Annotated in this window: 14 protein-coding genes and 1 riboswitch; of the genes, 3 read left to right on the top strand and 11 right to left on the bottom strand. The window is 70.5% G+C overall.

The window, feature by feature from the left end; all coding sequences use genetic code 11:
* The first annotated feature begins 22 nt into the window (after positions 1-22).
* Positions 23-1,903, top strand: a complete 1,881-nt coding sequence (locus LMI96_RS06285) for a phosphoenolpyruvate carboxykinase (GTP) (protein WP_374197913.1) — start codon at positions 23-25, stop codon at positions 1,901-1,903.
* Positions 1,904-2,396: 493 nt separating this feature from the next.
* On the opposite strand, the gene LMI96_RS06280 is transcribed toward LMI96_RS06285, so the two are convergent.
* From LMI96_RS06280 to LMI96_RS06245, 8 genes are all read right to left on the bottom strand, one after another.
* A complete protein-coding gene (locus LMI96_RS06280) occupies positions 2,397-4,334 on the bottom strand; it encodes an ABC transporter ATP-binding protein (RefSeq protein ID WP_228360860.1) in 1,938 nt (645 codons plus the stop codon).
* A gap of 74 nt (positions 4,335-4,408) precedes the next feature.
* A complete protein-coding gene (locus tag LMI96_RS06275; RefSeq protein ID WP_228360859.1) occupies positions 4,409-4,762 on the bottom strand; it encodes a Fe-S protein in 354 nt (117 codons plus the stop codon).
* 104 nt (positions 4,763-4,866) lie between these two features.
* The gene (locus LMI96_RS06270) at positions 4,867-6,336 is read right to left on the bottom strand and encodes an MFS transporter (RefSeq protein ID WP_228360858.1); all 1,470 of its coding nucleotides are present in this window, start codon (positions 6,334-6,336) and stop codon (positions 4,867-4,869) included.
* A gap of 354 nt (positions 6,337-6,690) precedes the next feature.
* Entirely contained in the window at positions 6,691-7,164 is a 474-nt protein-coding gene (gene ribH, locus LMI96_RS06265) for a 6,7-dimethyl-8-ribityllumazine synthase (protein WP_223721855.1), read from the bottom strand.
* Positions 7,161-8,435 carry a GTP cyclohydrolase II gene (gene ribA / locus LMI96_RS06260; RefSeq protein WP_228360857.1) on the bottom strand — a complete coding sequence of 425 codons (1,275 nt, stop codon included), beginning with the start codon at positions 8,433-8,435 and terminating at the stop codon, positions 7,161-7,163. Before ribA ends, ribH begins: the two co-directional genes overlap by 4 nt.
* Positions 8,432-9,073, bottom strand: coding sequence for a riboflavin synthase (locus tag LMI96_RS06255; protein WP_228360856.1), 642 nt, complete (start codon positions 9,071-9,073; stop codon positions 8,432-8,434). Before LMI96_RS06255 ends, ribA begins: the two co-directional genes overlap by 4 nt.
* Positions 9,073-10,155 (bottom strand): bifunctional diaminohydroxyphosphoribosylaminopyrimidine deaminase/5-amino-6-(5-phosphoribosylamino)uracil reductase RibD, encoded by a 1,083-nt coding sequence (gene ribD / locus LMI96_RS06250; RefSeq protein ID WP_228360855.1) that lies wholly within the window; start codon positions 10,153-10,155, stop codon positions 9,073-9,075. The genes LMI96_RS06255 and ribD overlap by 1 nt, the downstream gene beginning before the upstream one ends.
* A gap of 59 nt (positions 10,156-10,214) precedes the next feature.
* A riboswitch (FMN riboswitch) is annotated at positions 10,215-10,369 on the bottom strand.
* A 665-nt stretch (positions 10,370-11,034) separates the two neighbouring features.
* Entirely contained in the window at positions 11,035-11,991 is a 957-nt protein-coding gene (locus LMI96_RS06245) for a sugar-binding transcriptional regulator (RefSeq protein WP_228360854.1), read from the bottom strand.
* Positions 11,992-12,089: 98 nt separating this feature from the next.
* Between LMI96_RS06245 and LMI96_RS06240 the strand changes: the two genes are divergently transcribed.
* Positions 12,090-13,862: a glycerol-3-phosphate dehydrogenase/oxidase gene (locus LMI96_RS06240; RefSeq protein WP_228360853.1), complete on the top strand. Its 1,773-nt coding sequence runs from the start codon at positions 12,090-12,092 to the stop codon at positions 13,860-13,862.
* 70 nt (positions 13,863-13,932) lie between these two features.
* Positions 13,933-15,462 carry a glycerol kinase GlpK gene (gene glpK / locus LMI96_RS06235; protein WP_228360852.1) on the top strand — a complete coding sequence of 510 codons (1,530 nt, stop codon included), beginning with the start codon at positions 13,933-13,935 and terminating at the stop codon, positions 15,460-15,462.
* Between the two features lie 175 nt (positions 15,463-15,637).
* On the opposite strand, the gene LMI96_RS06230 is transcribed toward glpK, so the two are convergent.
* Genes LMI96_RS06230 through LMI96_RS06220 form a run of 3 tightly spaced genes read right to left on the bottom strand, consistent with a single transcriptional unit; the run spans position 15,638 to position 18,427 of the window.
* Complete coding sequence (locus LMI96_RS06230; protein ID WP_223721862.1) at positions 15,638-16,510, bottom strand: Fpg/Nei family DNA glycosylase; 873 nt, start codon at positions 16,508-16,510, stop codon at positions 15,638-15,640.
* Positions 16,511-16,548: 38 nt separating this feature from the next.
* The gene (locus LMI96_RS06225) at positions 16,549-17,115 is read right to left on the bottom strand and encodes a GNAT family N-acetyltransferase (protein ID WP_223721863.1); all 567 of its coding nucleotides are present in this window, start codon (positions 17,113-17,115) and stop codon (positions 16,549-16,551) included.
* 49 nt (positions 17,116-17,164) lie between these two features.
* Positions 17,165-18,427: an alpha-hydroxy acid oxidase gene (locus tag LMI96_RS06220; RefSeq protein ID WP_223721864.1), complete on the bottom strand. Its 1,263-nt coding sequence runs from the start codon at positions 18,425-18,427 to the stop codon at positions 17,165-17,167.
* Positions 18,428-18,441 lie beyond the last annotated feature (14 nt).

Genomic DNA, 18,441 nt, shown 5'->3' with positions numbered 1-18,441 from the left:
CGCCCACCTTCAGGGAGTCATCGTGGCACTTGCCGAGACCTTCATCCGCACCGCACCCCACGGCACCGCCGCCCCCCGTGCGTACGGCCGCCGTCCGGCCGCCGAGGGCGCGGGCATGGCAGCCCTCACCGCGTGGGTCGACGAGATCGCCGCCCTCACCCAGCCCGACCGCATCCACTGGGTCGACGGCACGCGCGGTGAGAACGACACGCTGCTTCGCGAGATGGTCGACGAGGGCAAGCTGATCAAGCTGAACCCGGAATGGCGCCCCGGTTCGTACCTGGCCCGTTCGCACCCGAGCGACGTGGCACGCACCGAGGGGCGGACCTTCATCGCTTCCGAGCGGGAAGAAGACGCCGGCCCCACCAACAACTGGGCGGCCCCGGCCGAGATGCGCGACACGATGACCCGCGTCTTCGCGGGGTCGATGCGCGGCCGCACGATGTACGTCGTGCCGTTCTCGATGGGCGCGGTCGGCGGCCCCCTCTCGCACATCGGTGTGCAAGTCACCGACTCGGCGTACGCCGTCACATCGATCGGGATCATGACGCGGGTCGGTGACGACGTGATCGCCGAGATCGCCGCGGGAGCCCCGTGGGTGAAGACCGTGCACTCGGTCGGCGCCCCGCTGGCACCCGGCGAGGCGGATGCAGCGTGGCCCTGCAACGACGACAAGTACATCGTGCACTTCCCCGACACCCTCGAGGTCTGGTCGTACGGCTCTGGGTACGGCGGCAATGCGATCCTCGCGAAGAAGTGCTTCGCCCTGCGCATCGCCTCGGTCATCGGGCGCGACGAAGGATGGCTGGCCGAGCACATGCTCCTCATCCGGGTCATCAGCCCCGAGGGCAAGGCGTACCACGTCGCGGCGGCGTTCCCCTCGGCGTGCGGCAAAACGAACCTCGCGATGCTGCGCCCGACGATCCCGGGGTGGCGCGTCGAGACGCTCGGTGATGACATCGCCTGGCTCCGCCCCGGCGACGACGGTCGGCTCTGGGCCATCAACCCCGAGGCCGGGTTCTTCGGTGTCGCCCCCGGAACGGGCGAGTCGACGAACGTGACCGCCGTCGAGACGCTCTGGGGCAACACGATCTTCACGAACGTCGCGCTCCGCCCCGACGGCGACGTCTGGTGGGAAGGGCTCACCGACGAGGCCCCGGCGGAGCTCACCGACTGGGAGGGGAACGCGTGGACTCCCGCATCCGGTCGCCCCGCCGCCCACCCGAACTCGCGCTTCACCGTTTCGGCCGGGCAGTGCCCGCAGATCGCCGAGGACTGGGAGGCGCCCGAGGGCGTGCCGCTGGACGCGATCCTGTTCGGCGGGCGACGCGCGACCAATGTGCCCCTCGTCCTCGAGGCGACGGACTGGACGCACGGCGTCTTCCTCGGGTCGACGATCTCGTCGGAACGCACCGCGGCCGCCGAAGGCACCGTCGGCGAGCTGCGCCGCGACCCGTTCGCGATGCTGCCGTTCTGCGGCTACAACATGGCCGACTACTTCGGGCACTGGGTGTCGATCGGCCAGAAGCTCCGATTTGACCGGGCGCCGCGGATCTTCCAGGTGAACTGGTTCCGCAAGGGCGCCGACGGGCGGTTCCTGTGGCCCGGATTCGGTGACAATGCCCGCGTCGTGGACTGGATCATCCGCCGCGTCGAGGGCCGGGTGCCCGCGATCGACAGCCCCATCGGGCGTCTGCCGCGTACGAGCGATCTGAACCTCGACGGCATCGAGGTGCCGGATGCGGACCTCGCCGAGCTCTTCGCCGTCAACCCGCAGTCGTGGCTGACCGAGGCGACGCTCACGGAGGAGTTCTACGACACCTTCGGCGACCGTGTCCCCTCTGCGCTCCGCGCCGAACTCGCGTCGCTGCGCTACCGCCTGGAGCGCGCCGACGTCGCCTGAGCGCCCGGGCGCCCGGGCGCCCGGGCGTGCCGGTCGGCTGAGCGCCGGTGCTCCCGGGCGCCGAGCGTGCCAGTCGGCTGAGCGCCGTGCGCCCGGCCTCGCGCGCCCGCGCTGGTGCGCGCCCGCGCCGGTGCGCGCCCGCGCCGGTTCCGGGCTCACGTGGCGCATTCCGCCGCCGCGACTCGCCGATTGCGACACGGGAGCGCCGAGTACCCCGCTCACGAGTCGCAATCTGTCGCCACGACCCGCGGATTGCGCCACGTGAGCGACGCACGCGCCTCACGAGTCGCGATAGGTCGGGCCGGGGCCCGCCGCGCCGGTCCTGGGACATGCATGTGTCGGTCGCGGTGTCAGTCGCGCTGGTTCCCCGCTCACGTGTCGCGATCTGCCGCCGCGACCCGCGGATTGCGCCACGTGCGCGCGGCGGACGTGAGCGCGGGCGACGTGAGCGCGGTGGGGGACGTGAGTGCGGGGGATGGCGAAAGCCGCAGCGTCAGACGAGCAGCTGGTGCTTCGCGAGGTCGCGGTAGAGCGGCACGGTGGCGACGAGTTCGGAGTGCGTTCCCTGACCGACCACGACCCCGTCCTCGAGAACGACGATCAGGTCGCTGTCGACGACGGTCGACAGGCGGTGCGCGATGACGATGAGGGTGCGTCCGGTCGCCACCGCGTCGATGGCCTCGCGCATGCGCTGCTCGTTCAGTCCGTCGAGCGATGACGTCGACTCGTCGAGCAGCAGGATCGGGGGCGCCGCGAGCAGTGCCCGCGCGATCGCGAGCCGCTGACGCTCGCCGCCCGAGAGCATGACGCCGGCCTCGCCCACCGGTGCGTCGATCCCGAGCGGGTTCCGCTCGAGCACGTCGCCGAGGTTGACGGCGCGAAGGACTCGCGCGCATTCCTCGTCGCTCGCGTCGGGTGACGCGAGCCGCAGGTTCTCGGCGATCGTGCCGGCGAGCGTCGGCGCATCCTGTTCCACGTACCCGAGCTGGGCGCGGAGCGCATCGCGCTCGAGCGTGCGGATGTCTTCTCCGCCGAGCAGGATGGCGCCCGACGTCGGGTCGTAGAACCGCTCGATCAGCGCGAGTGTCGTGCTCTTGCCGGCACCGGACGGCCCGACGAGCGCGACACGCGAGCCGCGCGGCACGGTGAACGACACCCCGTGGAGGACACCGCCGTCGTCGGTGCCGGTCACGGTTTCCGCCACGCCGGCCGCGGCGACGCCCTGGTCGACGACGGCCACGGCGCTCGTGTCCACGCGCGCCTGTTCGAGCACCGCGCGCGCCTCGTCCTCGGCCTTCCGGCGGGCCTGCACGACGTGCTCGGGGTAGCGGAAGTGCACGTCGCGGAACTCGATCGCGGCATCGGCGTCGCCGCGGACACCGGATGCGGTCGCGGCAGCCGCCGTCGCCGCATCATCCGCCGTCTCGGTCGGCAGTTCCAGCACTTCCTGGATGCGGCCGAGCGCGCCGAGCGCCTGGTTGACCGAGCTGATCGCGCCGAAGAACGAGCCGAGCGGGGCGACCAGGAGGAAGAGGAACATCACGAAGGTGACGAGGTCGCCGACCGTGATGTCGCCGGCGGCGACGCGGTAGCCGCCGAGGCCGAGCACGACCAGGAGTGACACTTGGAGGGCGATCCCCGCGATCGGCACGACGAGCGCGGACACCTTGGCGATCCGCACGCCGACGCCGTAGACCTCGGTTGCCACGGTGGTCACCGCGGACGTCTCGCGCTCGGTCGCACCGGCGGCGCGGACGGTCCGGATCGAGCCGATCGCGCGTTCGATGCCGGAGGCCAGCTCACCGACCTTCTGCTGTTGCTGCTGGGTTGCCTGACGGATGCGGCTGCTGAGCGAGACGACACCCACAACGGACACCCCGATGACCACCACGATCGCCGCGAGGAGCAGCGGGTCGATGAAGCCCATCGCGATGATCGCGCCGACGAACAGCAGCGCGTTGCCGACCGAGTCGGCGAGACCCTGGGTGAGAACGGCGTAGAGGAGAGTCGTGTCGGTGCCGACGCGCGACACCAGGTCGCCGGTGCGGCGGGAGTCGAACTCGCTGATGGGCAGGTGCAGGATGCGGGCGATCAGCTGTCGACGGCTCGAGTAGACGACCGCGGTGCCGGTGCGCTGGAGCAGGTAGTGCTGGTAGCCGGAGATGATCGAGCTTCCGACGACCAGGCCGACGATCGCCCACACGAGCATGCCGAGGCCCTGCTCGGCCTGCACGCGCTGGATGACCTGTCCCACGAGGAGGGGCTGGCCGAGGGTGAGGGCCGCCCCGACGATGCTGAGCACGACGATGAACACGACCACGCCGCGGTGCTCGAACACGTACGGAAGCAGTTGTTTCAGGCTCGCCCGGGGTCCGTCTTTCGGATCCGCGCGGCGGCCGCGGCGGCGGGGTTCGGAAGCCGTGCCGGACATGGGGGTGCCTCGTTCCTGCGTGGGGATTGCGTACCTTCGACCGTACTTCGCTCCGGGCCCTCAGAGGCGCGCGGTCATCGCCATAGAACGGCGATCGCCGCGTTCGCGAGAGTGAGGATGCCGACCGCCCAGAAGAGGGGTGCCGGTGTCGCGCCGGTGCGGCGCTGGCGCGCGGTCCCGATGCCGAGCACCGCGCCGATGGCGAGGAGGATGACCAGCTTGACGCCGATCTTGACGTAGTTCAGGTCGTGGTCGATGCCCCACGGCGCGGCGAGGGCGAGACCCGCGATACCGGCGATCAGCATCCCGTAGGTCATCAGGCGCGTGAGTCGGATGCGGCGGCCCACGGCCTCGACGGCCCATGCGCCGAACAGGACGGCGAATCCGACGAGGTGGACGAGGAGCACGACGTGGCGCAGTATTTCCATGCGCGTCACCCTACCTTACGTAACACTGAAGGTTGGTGCCGGCCGGTCTGCGCGCCGTTCGAGAGTGGATCGGCCGGCATCGGCCGGCCGATCCACATCGCGGTCTAGCGTGCGGCGGTCACGCCGATGTTCTCGTCGTAGTCGATGTCTTTCGTCTCCTTCGACAGCAGCAGGGCGATGAAGGTGAGCACGCCCATGGTCGAGAGGTAGATGCCGACGAGCCACGGGTTGCCGTCGCCGAGTTCCCACAGCCACAGCGCGATGATCGGAGCGACGGCCGCACCGAGGATCGACGAGACGTTGTAGGAGATCGCCGAACCCGTGTACCGCACGTTCGTCGGGAAGAGTTCGGGCAGCAACGCCCCCATCGGACCGAACGTCGCGCCCATGAGCATGAAGCCGAGAACGAGGAACGCCTGCGTGAGCGCACCGGTGAACTTCGGGTCGGAGTGCGGCAGCAGGAACACCGAGAAGGTGAGACCGAACACGATGATCAGTCCGGTGACCCACAGCAGCAGGCGCCGGCGACCGATCGCGTCGGCGATCGGTCCGGACAGCAGCGTGAAGACACCGAAGAAGATCACACCGATGATCTGCATGATCACGAAGTCGGTGTAGCCGAAGCCGAGACCGGGGTAGAACTGCGCGGCGAACGCCGTCGGGTCGAACGGCTTGCCGGCGGCTTCCGCGGCTGCCTGGGCGGTGGCGGATGCGGCGCTCAGGTCGCCGGACTTCGTGCCGTACGAGAGCGTGAAGTTCGTCATCAGGTAGAAGAGCACGTAGGTCGCCAGCATGATGAACGTGCCGAGGATGAGCGACTTCCAGTGCCGGCGGATCACGACGCCGAGCGGGAACTTGCGGATGGCGCCCTTCTCCTCGGCCTTCACGAACGACTCGGACTCGACCAGACGCAGACGCACCCACAGGCCGACGATGACCATGACGGCCGAGAAGAGGAACGGCACGCGCCATCCCCACGCCAGGAACTCCGCGGATCGCTGCGCGGTGCCGTCGGGGTGGGGGAGCGCGAAGTTGATGATCAGGAAGACCGTGTTGGCGATGATGAAGCCGATAGGGGCGCCGAGCTGGGGGAACGTGCCGTACCAGGCGCGCTTTCCCTTCGGCGCGTTCTCGGTCGCGACGAGTGCGGCACCGGACCACTCGCCGCCGAGCGCGAAGCCCTGCGCGAGCCGCATGACCAGCAGCAGCACCGCGGCCCAGACGCCGATCTCGTTGAAAGTGGGGAGGCAGCCGATGAGGAAGGTCGCGACACCCATCGTGAGCAGCGACGCGACGAGGGTCGCCTTGCGGCCGAACCGGTCGCCGAAGTGCCCGAAGACGACTGCGCCGATGGGGCGCGCGATCATCGCCGCGCCGAAGACGCTGAACGAGAGCAGCAGCGCGGTGGTGTCGTTGCCCGTCGGGAAGAACAGAATCGGGAACACGAGCACGGCCGCGGTGGCGTACGCGTAGAAGTCGTAGAACTCGATCGTCGTGCCGATGAGGCTCGCGGTGATGACGCGAGAGCGCGGGTTGGCGGGTGCGGTCGAGGTGGGGGGTGCAGAGGTGGTCACGAAGAAGCCCTGTCGAAGATGCGGCGGAGAGACGTTCGTTCTGCGATGCGTCGAGGTGGGCGAGCCGCGGCGCGGGGTGTGCGCCGGGTGGAAGCCAGATCACCGTGTGCGCCGACGAGTCGCCGAGGCACGATCCTCGATTCTACGCCTCTCGTCGGCGAGATCGGCGGCGCTGCCGCGATGCCGCCCGCCTGGTCGGCATCGGCGGCGGGGTATGGCGGCTCCGCGGAAGGTCCGGGGCGGCGCATGCCCCCGGCAGCCTGCGGCGGCCTCCCGCCAGACCCGATGCCAGCGCCGCCCCGGACCGCCCGCGGCGCGGCGCGGCCGTGGTGTCGACCGCCGGGGGTCGCCGCCTCAGCCGCGCAGCTCGCGCAGCAGCAACGCCGTGCGGACGGCGGCGTCCGCGGCTTCCTCGCCCTTGTCCTCCGTCGAGCCGGGAAGCCCGGCCCGGTCGATGCCCTGCTGCTCGGTGTCGAGCGTGAGCACGCCGAAGCCGACCGGTTTGCCCGTGTCGAGAGCCACCCGGGTCAGTCCGTCGGTCGCGGCCGACGACACGAACTCGAAGTGCGGGGTCCCGCCGCGGATGATCACGCCGAGCGCGACGACCGCATCCGCGCCCGCCTCCAGGGCCGCCTTGGCGGCGACCGGCAACTCGAACGATCCGGGTACGCGCACGACGCGGTATTCGGCTCCGGATGCGGTCAGGACCCGCTCCGCGCCCGCGATCAGGCCGTCGGTGATGACGTCGTGCCAGGTGCCCGCGACGACGACGACGCGCAGTCCGCTCGCGTCGACGATCTCGGTCCGGGGTGCTCCGTGTCCGCTCATTGGCCTGTGCTCTCTTTCATCTGTTCCAGGGCATCGGTGAGGTCGGCATCCGGGATGATGTGCCCCATCCGGTCGCGCTTGGTCGCGAGGTACTGGTGGTTGTTCGGTCCGACGCCGACCAGCAGCGGAACTTGCTCGACGACGTCGAGCCCCAGGGCGACGAGCTGGTTGACCTTGTCGGTGTTGTTCGTCAGCAGGCGCACCCGTTCGACGCCGAGGTCCGCGAGGATCCCCGCGGCCGCGGCGTAGTCGCGGGCATCGGCCGGCAGGCCCAGCGCGAGGTTCGCGTCGACGGTGTCGAAGCCGCGCTCCTGCAGGCTGTACGCCCGCAGCTTGTTGATGAGGCCGATCCCGCGGCCCTCGTGACCGCGCATGTAGACGACGATGCCGCCGTCGCGATCGATGCGATCCAGAGCGGCGTCGAGCTGCGGTCCGCACTCGCACTTGAGGGAGCCGAACGCTTCACCCGTCAAGCACTCCGAGTGCACCCGCACCAGCGGAGCGTCGTCGAGCTCGCCGGAGACGACCGCGATGTGGTCGGTGCCGGTGATCCGGTCCTTGTACGCGAGGAAGCGGAACTCGCCGTGCGAGGTCGGCACGGTCGCCTCGGCGCGCAGGCTCACGCGCCGTCGGTGCGAGGCCGCCACCACGGCGTCGATCGGTTCGGTGTCCTGCAGGTAGGCGATCAGTTGCTCGATCGTGATGACCGGGATGTCGTCGCGGGCGCCGAGCTCGATCAGGCCGGGAAGACGCATCATGCTGCCGTCCTCGGCGACGATCTCGGCGATCGCACCGACGGGCTCGAGGCCGGCGAGGCGCATGAGATCGACGGCGGCTTCGGTGTGGCCGCTGCGTTCGCGGACGCCGCCCTCCACCGCGCGGAGCGGCAGCACGTGGCCGGGGCGGATGAGACTCGTCGGCACGGATGCGGTGTCGGCCAGCACGTTCAGCGTGCGTGCCCGATCGGCGGCGCTGATGCCCGTGGTGACACCGGAGGAGGCATCGACGCTGACGGTGTAGGCGGTGCCGCGGGCGTCCTGGTTGACCTCGACCATCGGGGGGAGGTCGAGCCGGTCCGCCCATTCGGCGGGCATCGGCGCGCAGATGAACCCGCTCGAGTGGCGCACCGTCCAGGCGATCCACTCGGGAGTCGCGAGCTGAGCGGAGAGGATGACGTCTCCCTCGTTCTCGCGATTCTCGTCGTCGGCGACGATGACGGGCTTGCCGGCGCGGAGCGCGTCGAGGGCGACGGGGATGGGGGAAAGGCTCATCGTGAGCCTCCTTCGAGGGGGATGTGGGGAGCGGGGGAGAAAGCGAGAAGGCGCTGCACGTGGCGCGCGAGGATGTCGGTCTCGAGGTTGACGGCGTCGCCCTCCGCGCGGGCGCCGAGGGTCGTCGCCGCGAGCGTTTCGGGGATGAGGGACACTTCGAGCCACTGCTCGGCGGCATCCGCATCGCTCACCGCGCTCACCGTGAGCGATACGCCGTCGAGAGCGATCGACCCCTTGTCGACGACGAGAGGGGCGAGCTCGGCGGGCACGCTGACGCGGATGACCTGCCACTGCGCGCCGGGGCGTATCTTCAGCACGCGGCCCGTTCCGTCGACGTGGCCCTGCACGATGTGTCCGCCGAGGCGGGCGTGCACCCCGGTGGCCCGTTCGATGTTGACGCGCGTGCCGCCGGCGACACCCGCGACGGAGGTCATATCGAGCGTCTGGCGCATCACGTCGGCCGTGAACCAGTCCGGGCCCTGATCGATGACGGTCAAGCACACGCCGGAGACAGCGATGGAGTCGCCGTGACCCGCGTCGGACACGGCCAGCGGAGCCTGCACGGTCAGACGCACGCCGTCACCCGACGGCTCGACGGCGGTGACCGTACCGATCTCTTCGATGATTCCGGTGAACATCAGCGAACTCCTTCGAGCGGGGTGGATGAGGGGCGCGCGATGATCAGAAGGTCGTCGCCGAGGCGGTGGAGATCGGTCATCTGCAGGCGATGCTGCTGGTCGATCGTGTCGACACCCAGCATCCGCACCGCCGGATGGTCGGTCCCGTCGGGGCCGTAACCGATCAGAGTGGGGGCGATGTAGACGAGGATCTCGTCGGCGAGTCCCGCCCGGATGAAGGCGCTCGCGATGGTGGGGCCGCCCTCGACGAAGACACGCTGCACCCCGAGTTCGCGCAGCTCGATCAGGAGCGAGTCCGAGGCCTCATCGCCCGCGTGCTCGCCGAAGAGGTTCGCGCCGGAGCGGTGCAGGAAGCCCCGCGGATGCTGCCGCAGCGCCGCGTCGTCCGGCACGGCGCGGTCGCCCAGCACGACGGGGAGCGGCTGGTGCTCGTACAGTGAGCCGTCGGGCCGGCGGGCGGTGAGCGCCGGGTCATCGGCGAGCACCGTTCCGGTACCCACCACGATCGCATCCGCATCCGCACGGCGACGGTGCACGTCGGTCCGGGCGTCGGGGCCGGTGATCCACTGGCTGGTGCCGTCCGCGGCGGCCGCGCGTCCGTCGAGGCTCTGCGCCCATTTGACGGTCACGTGCGGGCGGCCGAGCATCTGCATCGTGGTCCAGGACGACAGCAGGTCGCGGGCGTCATCGGCCAGCACGCCGGACTTGACCGAGACGCCGCCCGCGCGCAGGCGATCCGCGCCGCCGCTCGCGACCGGCGTGGGGTCGGGCAGGGCGTACACGACGCGCGCGATGCCCGCCTCGAGGAGCGCGACGGCGCAGGGGCCCGTGCGTCCCGTGTGGTTGCAGGGTTCCAGCGTGACGACCGCGGTGGCCCCGCGGGCCGCGCCCGGGGCGAGATGCGAGAGCGCGTCGACCTCCGCGTGCGGGGTGCCGGCGCCGTGGTGCCACCCCTCGGCGAGGACGTCGCCATCCGGCCCCAGGATCACGGCGCCCACCTGCGGGTTGACACCCGTCGGGCCGCGCCGGGCGATCTCGAGCGCGTGCGCCATGGCACGGCGTTCGGTGTCGCTGACCGTCATTCGTTTCTCCGCTCGCAGGCTCCGCGGTCGGCGAACGGCGCGCGCCGCCTACAGCGGTCACGCGTGCTGCCTCCCATCCGGACTAGCGACATGAATGTCGCATCACCGTCGGTTCCGGAATTACACCGGATCAACCTTTCCCCGCCCTGAAGGGGGGAAACGCTCGCGGACTGTTACCGCCGGTTCGGATTCACACCGACCCCGGAGCACGTTTGCTCCGAGTGTACTCAACCCCTCGGACGCGGAATCATTCCCCGCCTCGCGCGGTCACAGAACGCGCGTCCCGGTGCCCGCGTGCGGGGGCTCGGGGAGGGGCACAGGCTCCGGGGTAGTAGGCGGGGGTGCCAGCTGCCGGGGGCCGGCAGCGGCCGTAGGTGCGCGGTGCCGACCGCGGGGGCGCCGGGGCCGCGCGCGCACAACTCCTCCAGATCGTGGGTGTCGGGCGGTCGGGGCGCTGCCGGGGCCCGATGTGGAGGAGTTATCGCGGGTGCACGTGCGCGACGGGCGAGATTCGGCCGGCCCCGCGCCCTTCGGGCGGGGCTGCACCCGTCGCTCCTGCAGTCGCGCACGCGCACCGCCGCAACCGGCGCCGCGCGCATAACTCCTCCAGATCGTGGGTGTCGGGCGGCCGAGGCGCTGCACGGGGCCTGAAGTGGAGGAGTTATCGCGGGTCCCCTGCGCAGCGGGCGAGATTCGGCCCGCCCCGCGCCCCTCGGGCGGGATGCACCCGTCGCTCCTGCAGCCGCGCACGCGCACGGCCGCAGCCGGGTGCCGCGCGCATAACTCCTCCAGATCGTGGGTGTCGGGCGGCCGGGGCGCTGCCCGGGGCCCGATGTGGAGGAGTTACCGCAGGGTGCATGCGCCTCCGGCGCCGCGACGCTACCCGGCGAGAGCCCGCGCGGAGGGTTCGTCGATCACGAGATCGGTCACCAGGCCCGCCGCGAGCGCGCCCCGCACGCTGTCGAGCTTGCCGTCGCCCGAGACGATGCAGATGCGCCGGGGCACTCGTGCGAGATCGGCGAGGGCCGGGCCGGAGGCGCGAGCGTTCAGCGCGATGTCGGCGCTCGAGCCATCGGCTCGATAGAACACGGTCGCGACGTCGCCGACGACGCGTTCCCGGTCGAGCTCGGCGAGGTCGGCGGGTTCGAGATAGCCGCCTGCGTATACGTGGCTCGGCACCGACGATCCGCTCGCGCCGACCGAGAAGACGACGGCATCCATGGATGCCTGTGCGTCGAGGATCCGGTGCATGCTGCGCTCGCGCCAGAGCGCGGTCTTGGTCGCGGGATCGTCGAAGAACGCGGGAACCGGGAACTGCTGCACCTGCGCAGTGAAAGCGCGCCCGAACCGGCGGAGCAGCTCGCTCGCGTAGCCGAGCCCCGTCGTGCGCGTGTCGCCCGAACCGTTGAGCTGCACGAAGCGCGTGCCGGTCGTCGGCTTCGGGACGAGTCGACGGCTCACCGCAGCGATCGTCGACCCCCAGGCGAGCCCGACGGTCATGTGCGACCCGATGTGCGTGGCCAGCACGTCGGCCGCGGTGGCGGCGACGATGTCGAGCCGCTCCACCTCGCTCGCGTCCTCCCGCACGAGGGCCGTGTGCGTGGTGACGCCGTACCGGAGGCGCAGCGTGTCGGCGAGGCCTTCGGGGGCATCGCGCGGTGAGCGCACGCGGATCTCGACGAGCCCCGTCTCGCGGGCGTGCTTGAGCAGGCGTGACACCGTCGACCTCGACATCCCCAGGCGCGCGCCGATCGATTCCATCGTCTCGCCGTGCAGGTAATGCGCGGTCGCGGCCGCGAGAGCGCGCTCGTCATGGCGGCGGAGTTCATCGGACATCGATCCAGTCTGCACGTTCGTGCATCGCGACTGCAACGATGTGTGCGGCTGGCACGATGGGTGCAGTGGCGCGCCCGACGCCGCGATGCGGAGGAATCATGACGACGGATGCGGCCCCTCGACGGTCCTGGCAGCAGTTGGTCGATCGTCCCCACGCCGAGGTGCTGATCGTCGGCGGCGGTATCAACGGTCTCGCGACCTTCCGCGACCTGGCGATGCAGGGGATCGACGTCGCCCTCGTCGAACGCGACGATTTCGTCAGCGGTGCGTCTGCGGCCAGCTCCCACATGATCCACGGCGGCATCCGGTACCTCGAGAACGGCGAGTTCCGTCTCGTGCACGAAGCGGTCGTCGAGCGCAACGGTCTGCTGCAGATCGCGCCGCACTACGTGCGTCCCCTGCAGACGACGATCCCGATCTCATCGACGTTCTCGGGCATCCTCTCCGCCCCGTTCCGATTCCTGCGCCACGGCGCCGGACGCCCGAAGGAGCGCGGTGCGGTGCTCATCAAGATCGGGCTCGTCATCTACGACTCCTTCTCTCGCGGCGGCGGACAGGTCGCGCGGCACGCGTTCCACGGGCGCACGCAGTCCCGCCGCATCCTTCCCGAGCTGAACCCGTCCACGCGCTACACCGCCTCGTACTGGGACGCCTCGCTGCACGATCCCGAACGGCTCGCGCTCGACGTGCTGCAGGACGGCGTCACCGCCGGCCGTGACCGCGCTCGCGCGGCGAACTACGTCGCCGCGGTCGAAGCGCGGGACGGGGCGGTGCTGCTGCAGGATGCGGAGACCGGCGCGCAGGTCGAGTTCACCGCATCCGTCGTCGTGAACGCGTCGGGCCCGTGGACCGACCTCACGAACGCGGATCTCGGCGCGCCGACCCACTACATGGGCGGCACGAAGGGGTCGCACATCGTGCTCGACAACCCGGCGCTGCTCGCAGCGACCGGCGGGCGGGAGATCTTCTTCGAGCACAGCGACGGCCGCATCGTGCTCATCTACCCGCTGAAAGGCCGGGTGCTGGTGGGCACGACCGACCTCGAGCACGACATGCGTGACGAGATCATCTGCACCGACGCCGAAGTCGACTACTTCTTCGAGCTGATCGGCCACGTCTTCCCTCGCATCGAGGTGGACCGCGAGCAGATCGTCTACCGGTTCTCGGGTGTGCGTCCGCTCCCGGGTCACGGCGATCTCGCCCCCGGGTTCGTGTCGCGCGACTACCGGGTCGAGTCCTCCCCGCTCACGGGTTCGGATGGCCGCGTGCCCGTACTCAGCCTCGTCGGAGGCAAGTGGACGACGTTCCGCGCGCTCGCCGAGAACCTCTCTGACCGAGTGCTCGAGGCCCTCGGCGCCGACCGCCGGCAGAGCACCGCCGGTGTGCAGATCGGCGGTGGCATCGGCTACCCGACGACCGATCGCCGGCGCGCACGTTGGGTGAACGACAACGCCCAGGGTCTTCCGGCCGAGCGTGTCGCCGTGCTGCTGGACCGGTACGGAACGCGCGCGACCGAGGTGATCACCGCGATCGTGGCGGATGCGGACGACGCACCCCTCTCGGCCGCACCGACCTACTCGACCGCCGAACTGCGCCACCTCGCCCGCGCCGAGAACGTCGTGCACCTCGCCGACCTGCTTCTTCGTCGCACGAGCCTCGCGTTCACGGGCGAGGCCGTCTCCGCCGCCGCGCAGATCGCGGATGCGGTGGCACCGGCGCTGGGCTGGGACGCCCCGCGCGTGGCGCACGAGGTGCAGGCCGGGATCGCCGCGGTACGCCGGGCGGAGCCGCATCCGGTGTCGGCACGCTCCGACGAAACGGATGCGGAGCCCGCATCCGCGGACGCGGGCACGGCGCACGCCGAGTCCTGAGCGACCGCACCCCGCACGGCATAATCGAGCACGGGTCGCGCACCGGCGCGCCCGGAGAGGAAACGGCGACGTGGCCGACCATGTGATCGCCCTCGACCAGGGCACCACTTCCACCCGAGCGATCGTCTTCGACGCGGCCGGTCGCATCGTGGCGAGCGCGCAGCGCGAGCACGCGCAGATCATGCCGCGCGCCGGCTGGGTCGAGCACGATGCGAACGAGATCTGGACCAACGCGGTCTGGGTGCTCGAGACCGCGCTCGCCGAGTCGGGCCTGGGATCGGACGAGATCGCGGCCCTCGGAATCACGAACCAGCGCGAAACCGCCATCGTGTGGGACCGCCGCACCGGTGAACCCGTCCACAACGCGATCGTCTGGCAGGACACGCGCACGCAGCCGGCGATCGACCGCCTCGTCGACGCGCACGCGGACTACGACCGCTTCGCCGACATCACCGGCCTGCCGCTCGCCACCTACTTCTCTGCATCCAAGGTCGCTTGGATCCTCGACCAGGTGCCCGGTGCGCGCGCGGATGCGGACGCCGGACACCTCCTGTTCGGCACCGCCGACAGCTGGCTCGTCTGGAAGCTCACGAACGGCGACCGGCACCTGACCGACGTCACCAACGCCAGCCGCACGCTCCTCATGGACCTCGAAGCGCTCGAGTGGTCCGAGCGCATGCTCGATGTGTTCGGCATCCCGCGGACGATGCTTCCGGAGATCGTGTCGTCCTCGGCCGTCGTCGGGGAGATCTCCGCGGTGGCGGCGCTTCGCGGAACCCCGATTGCCGGCATCCTGGGCGACCAGCAGGCCGCGACGTTCGGTCAGGCCGCCTTCCTTCCGGGCGAATCGAAGAACACCTACGGCACCGGCAACTTCCTCCTCGTCGGCACGGGCGAACGCATCGTCCGCTCGCCGCACGGCCTGATCACCACCGTCGCGTACCGGATCGGCGACGAGCCGGCGCAGTACGCCATGGAAGGATCCATCGCCGTCACCGGGTCGCTCGTGCAGTGGCTCCGCGACAACCTCGGCATGTTCAGCGAATCCAACGAGATCGAGCGGCTCGCCGCATCCGTCCCCGACAACGGCGGCGCCTACTTCGTGCCCGCATTCTCCGGACTGTTCGCGCCGTACTGGCGCCCGGATGCGCGCGGCGCACTCGTCGGGCTCACCCGCTACGTCAACCGTGCGCACATCGCTCGCGCCGCTCTCGAGGCCACCGCATTCCAGACGCTCGACGTGATCGGCGCGGTCGAGGCCGACACCGGCCACGCCCTCGAAGAACTCCGCGTCGACGGCGGAATGACCAAGAACGGCCTGCTCATGCAGTTCCAGGCCGACATCCTGGGCGTCCCCGTCGTGCGCCCCGAGGTCATCGAGACCACCGCGCTCGGCGCGGCCTATGCCGCAGGCCTCGCCACCGGAGTCTGGACCGACCTGGACGAACTCCGCAGCCACTGGCGCGAGGGCGAACGGTGGGAGCCGCAGATGGACGGCGAGGAACGCGACCGCCGCATCCGGATGTGGCGAAAGGCCGTCCGCCGCTCGTTCGACTGGGTCGACGACGACGCCCGCATCCTCATGGGCACGACCGGCTGAGGGGCACGACCGGCTGAGGGGCTGACGCTCGCAGTCGTGCTTCGCCACGCGGGAGGTTCCCGGCGGCGCATCCCCCCGGCCGCCTGCGGCGGCCTCCTGCCAGTCCCGATGCCAGCGCCGCCGGGGACCTCACGCTACGCGGTGCCGGGACGCAGCAGGGCTCGGGCCGGGGGCGTTACTTGAGGAGCCGCGAGAGGCGGCGATCCGCCAGGATCTTGCCCCCGGTCTGGCAGGTCGCGCAGTACTCGAGCGAATTGTCGGCGAAGAAGACCGAACGCACCACGTCGCCGCACACCGGGCACGCCTCACCGCGCCGCCCGTGCACGCGCATCCCGCGGCGCTTGGCGTCCTTGAGGTCGGCCGGAGGTTTTCCGGATGCGGTCGCCACCGCATCCGTCAGCGTCTCGACGGTCGCCGCGTACAGCGTGTCGATGTCGCCGTTCGAGAGCGTCGCGGCCAGCGCGTACGGAGACAGCCGCGCGACGTGCAGGATCTCGTCGGAGTAGGCGTTGCCGATGCCCGCGACGATCGACTGATCGCGGAGGACGCCCTTGATCTGCGTGCGCCGCCCGGCAAGCAGGCCCGCGAGCGTGTCGCGCGTGAAACCGGGCGCCAGCGGATCGGGTCCCAGCCGCGCGATTCCCGGCACATCCGCGGGGGAGCGCGCCACGTACACCGCGAGCGACTTCTTGGTGCCGGCCTCGGTGAGATCGAAACCGGAGCCGTCGTCGAACCCCACGCGCAGCGCGATCGGTGTTCGACCGGGCTTCACGACGGTCGCCGGCATCGTGTCGTACCAGCGCAACCACCCCGCCTTCGCCAGGTGGAACACGAGATGCGCGTCAGCGTCCACCCCGAACACGTCGACGTCGAGGAACTTGCCGTGACGCTGCACCGCCCGCACCGTCGCACCGATGAGGCTCTCGATCGGGGGGTCGTAGGTCTTCAGAGCCGAGATCGCGACGATCTGCGCCTTCGTGATCTGCCGCCCGGGGAGGCGGCCGTTCAGGAACGCGACGAGACCTTCGACCTCCGGCATCTCCGGCATGGAGTCATCCTGTCACGTGCCGCCGACACCGGCCCGACTCAGTCGAGGACCGGCCACGACTGCGGCGTGCGGTCATCGTCCGCGAGGAGGCCGGCGATCCAGCCGTCGCTCCGGACGCCCGTTCCGTTGCGCAGGACCGAACGCGACATCCCCTCGTACCGGAACCCGAGAGCCCGCGCGGCGCGGGCCGAACCGATGTTGCCGACGACGGCCCGCCATTCGATCCGGGCGAGGCGGAGTCCGTCGGGAGAGAACCCCCAGTCGATCACCGCACGCGCCGCCTCCCGCACGACGCCGTCGCCTCGCGCCGCCGGGGCCGTCCAGTAGCCGAGCTCGCCGGCACCCGTCCCGTCGACGCGGTAGATGCCGATCGTGCCGACCAGGGCACCGTCGCGGTGGACGCCCCAGGTGAAATGCACACCGACCGCCCACTCCGCCGCGACCCGGTCGACGAACGCCTCGGCCAGTGAGCGCGGGTACGGCGAGGGCACGGTCGTGTAGCGCTGGATCTCCGCATCCTGGCACGCCGCATGGATCGCGTCGACGTCGTCGATCGTCGGCGCGAACAGCTCGAGACGGGCGGTGCGGAGTGTGACCGGTTCCATTCCGGCACCCTACCGGCCGGGCGCGCTCCGCATCCGGCCCCGTAGCAGATCAGACCGTGATCGGGCTTCCCGACATCGTGCGCGGCGCGAGGCGCTGCAACTGCGTGACGTGCGACGGCGTGAGTTCGGCCAGTTCCGACACCTGCAGCAGCTTCATCGTGCGAACGATCTGCTCGGTGAGGATCTCGATCGTGCGGTCCACGCCCTCGCGTCCGCCGGCCATCAGGCCGTAAAGGTAGGCGCGGCCGATGAGGGTGAACTTCGCCCCCATGGCGATGGATGCCACGATGTCGGCGCCGTTCATGATGCCCGTGTCGATCGTGATCTCGGTGTCTGCTCCGACCTCGCGGACGACCTCCGGCAGCAGGTGGAACGGCACGGGCGCGCGGTCGAGCTGGCGTCCGCCGTGGTTCGAGAGCACGATGCCGTCGACGCCGAGATCGACGAGTTTCCGGGAATCCTCGACGTTCTGCACGCCCTTCACGACGATCTTGCCCGGCCACATCGAGCGGATGATGTCGAGATCCTCGAACGAGATCGAGGGGTCCATGGCGGAGTCGAGCAACTCGCCGACCGTGCCGCCCGTCGTCGACAGCGACGCGAACTCGAGCTTCGGGGTCGTGAGGAAGTCGATCCACCACCAGGGGCGGGGGAGCGCGTCGAGGATGGTGCCGACGCTCAGCTGCGGCGGGATCGAGAACCCGTTGCGCTTGTCGCGCAGCCGTGCACCGGCGACCGGGGTGTCGACGGTGAAGAACAGCGTGTCGAATCCCGCCTTCGCGGCGCGCTCGACTAGCGCGTACGAGATCTCGCGCTGGCGCATCACGTACAGCTGGAACCAGTTGCGGCCCGCGGGATTCGCGGCCTTCACGTCTTCGATCGAGGTCGTGCCGAGCGTCGACAGGGTGAAGGGGATGCCGGCCGCACCGGCCGCCCCCGCACCGGCGATCTCGCCCTCGGTCTGCATGAGGCGCGTGAAGCCGGTCGGCGCGATTCCGAACGGCAGCGCGGACGGGCCGCCGAAGACGGTCGTGGAGGTGTCGACGTGCGACACGTCGCGCAGGATCGACGGGTGGAACTCGATGTCCTGGAAAGCCTGGCGGGCACGCGAGAGCGAGATCTCGCCGTCGGCGGCGCCATCCGTGTAGTCGAAGGCCGCGGTCGGGGTGCGGCGCTTGGCGATCCGCTGCAGATCCTCGATCGTGAGCGCCGAGGTGAGGCGACGGCGCTTGCCGTTCAGATCGGGCTTCTTGAACTGCATCAGTTCGAGGAGTTCGGCGGGGTTCGGCAGCTGCCGGCGGATGGCACTCATTGGCGTCCTTCGAG

Origin of the sequence: Microbacterium sp. cx-59, from assembly GCF_020805625.1 — a bacterium.
Taxonomy (GTDB): Bacteria; Actinomycetota; Actinomycetes; order Actinomycetales; family Microbacteriaceae; genus Microbacterium.
This window is presented reverse-complemented; position numbering and strand designations above follow the sequence as displayed.

Excerpts from the sequence above, each read along its gene's own strand:
- LMI96_RS06280 (WP_228360860.1), bottom strand. The coding sequence starts at position 4,334 with ATGTCCGGCACGGCTTCCGAACCCCGCCGCCGCGGCCGCCGCGCGGAT.
- LMI96_RS06275 (WP_228360859.1), bottom strand. The coding sequence starts at position 4,762 with ATGGAAATACTGCGCCACGTCGTGCTCCTCGTCCACCTCGTCGGATTC.
- ribH (WP_223721855.1), bottom strand. The coding sequence starts at position 7,164 with ATGAGCGGACACGGAGCACCCCGGACCGAGATCGTCGACGCGAGCGGA.
- ribA (WP_228360857.1), bottom strand. The coding sequence starts at position 8,435 with ATGAGCCTTTCCCCCATCCCCGTCGCCCTCGACGCGCTCCGCGCCGGC.
- LMI96_RS06255 (WP_228360856.1), bottom strand. The coding sequence starts at position 9,073 with ATGTTCACCGGAATCATCGAAGAGATCGGTACGGTCACCGCCGTCGAG.
- ribD (WP_228360855.1), bottom strand. The coding sequence starts at position 10,155 with ATGACGGTCAGCGACACCGAACGCCGTGCCATGGCGCACGCGCTCGAG.
- LMI96_RS06245 (WP_228360854.1), bottom strand. The coding sequence starts at position 11,991 with ATGTCCGATGAACTCCGCCGCCATGACGAGCGCGCTCTCGCGGCCGCG.
- LMI96_RS06240 (WP_228360853.1), top strand. The coding sequence starts at position 12,090 with ATGACGACGGATGCGGCCCCTCGACGGTCCTGGCAGCAGTTGGTCGAT.
- LMI96_RS06230 (WP_223721862.1), bottom strand. The coding sequence starts at position 16,510 with ATGCCGGAGATGCCGGAGGTCGAAGGTCTCGTCGCGTTCCTGAACGGC.
- LMI96_RS06225 (WP_223721863.1), bottom strand. The coding sequence starts at position 17,115 with ATGGAACCGGTCACACTCCGCACCGCCCGTCTCGAGCTGTTCGCGCCG.
- LMI96_RS06220 (WP_223721864.1), bottom strand. The coding sequence starts at position 18,427 with ATGAGTGCCATCCGCCGGCAGCTGCCGAACCCCGCCGAACTCCTCGAA.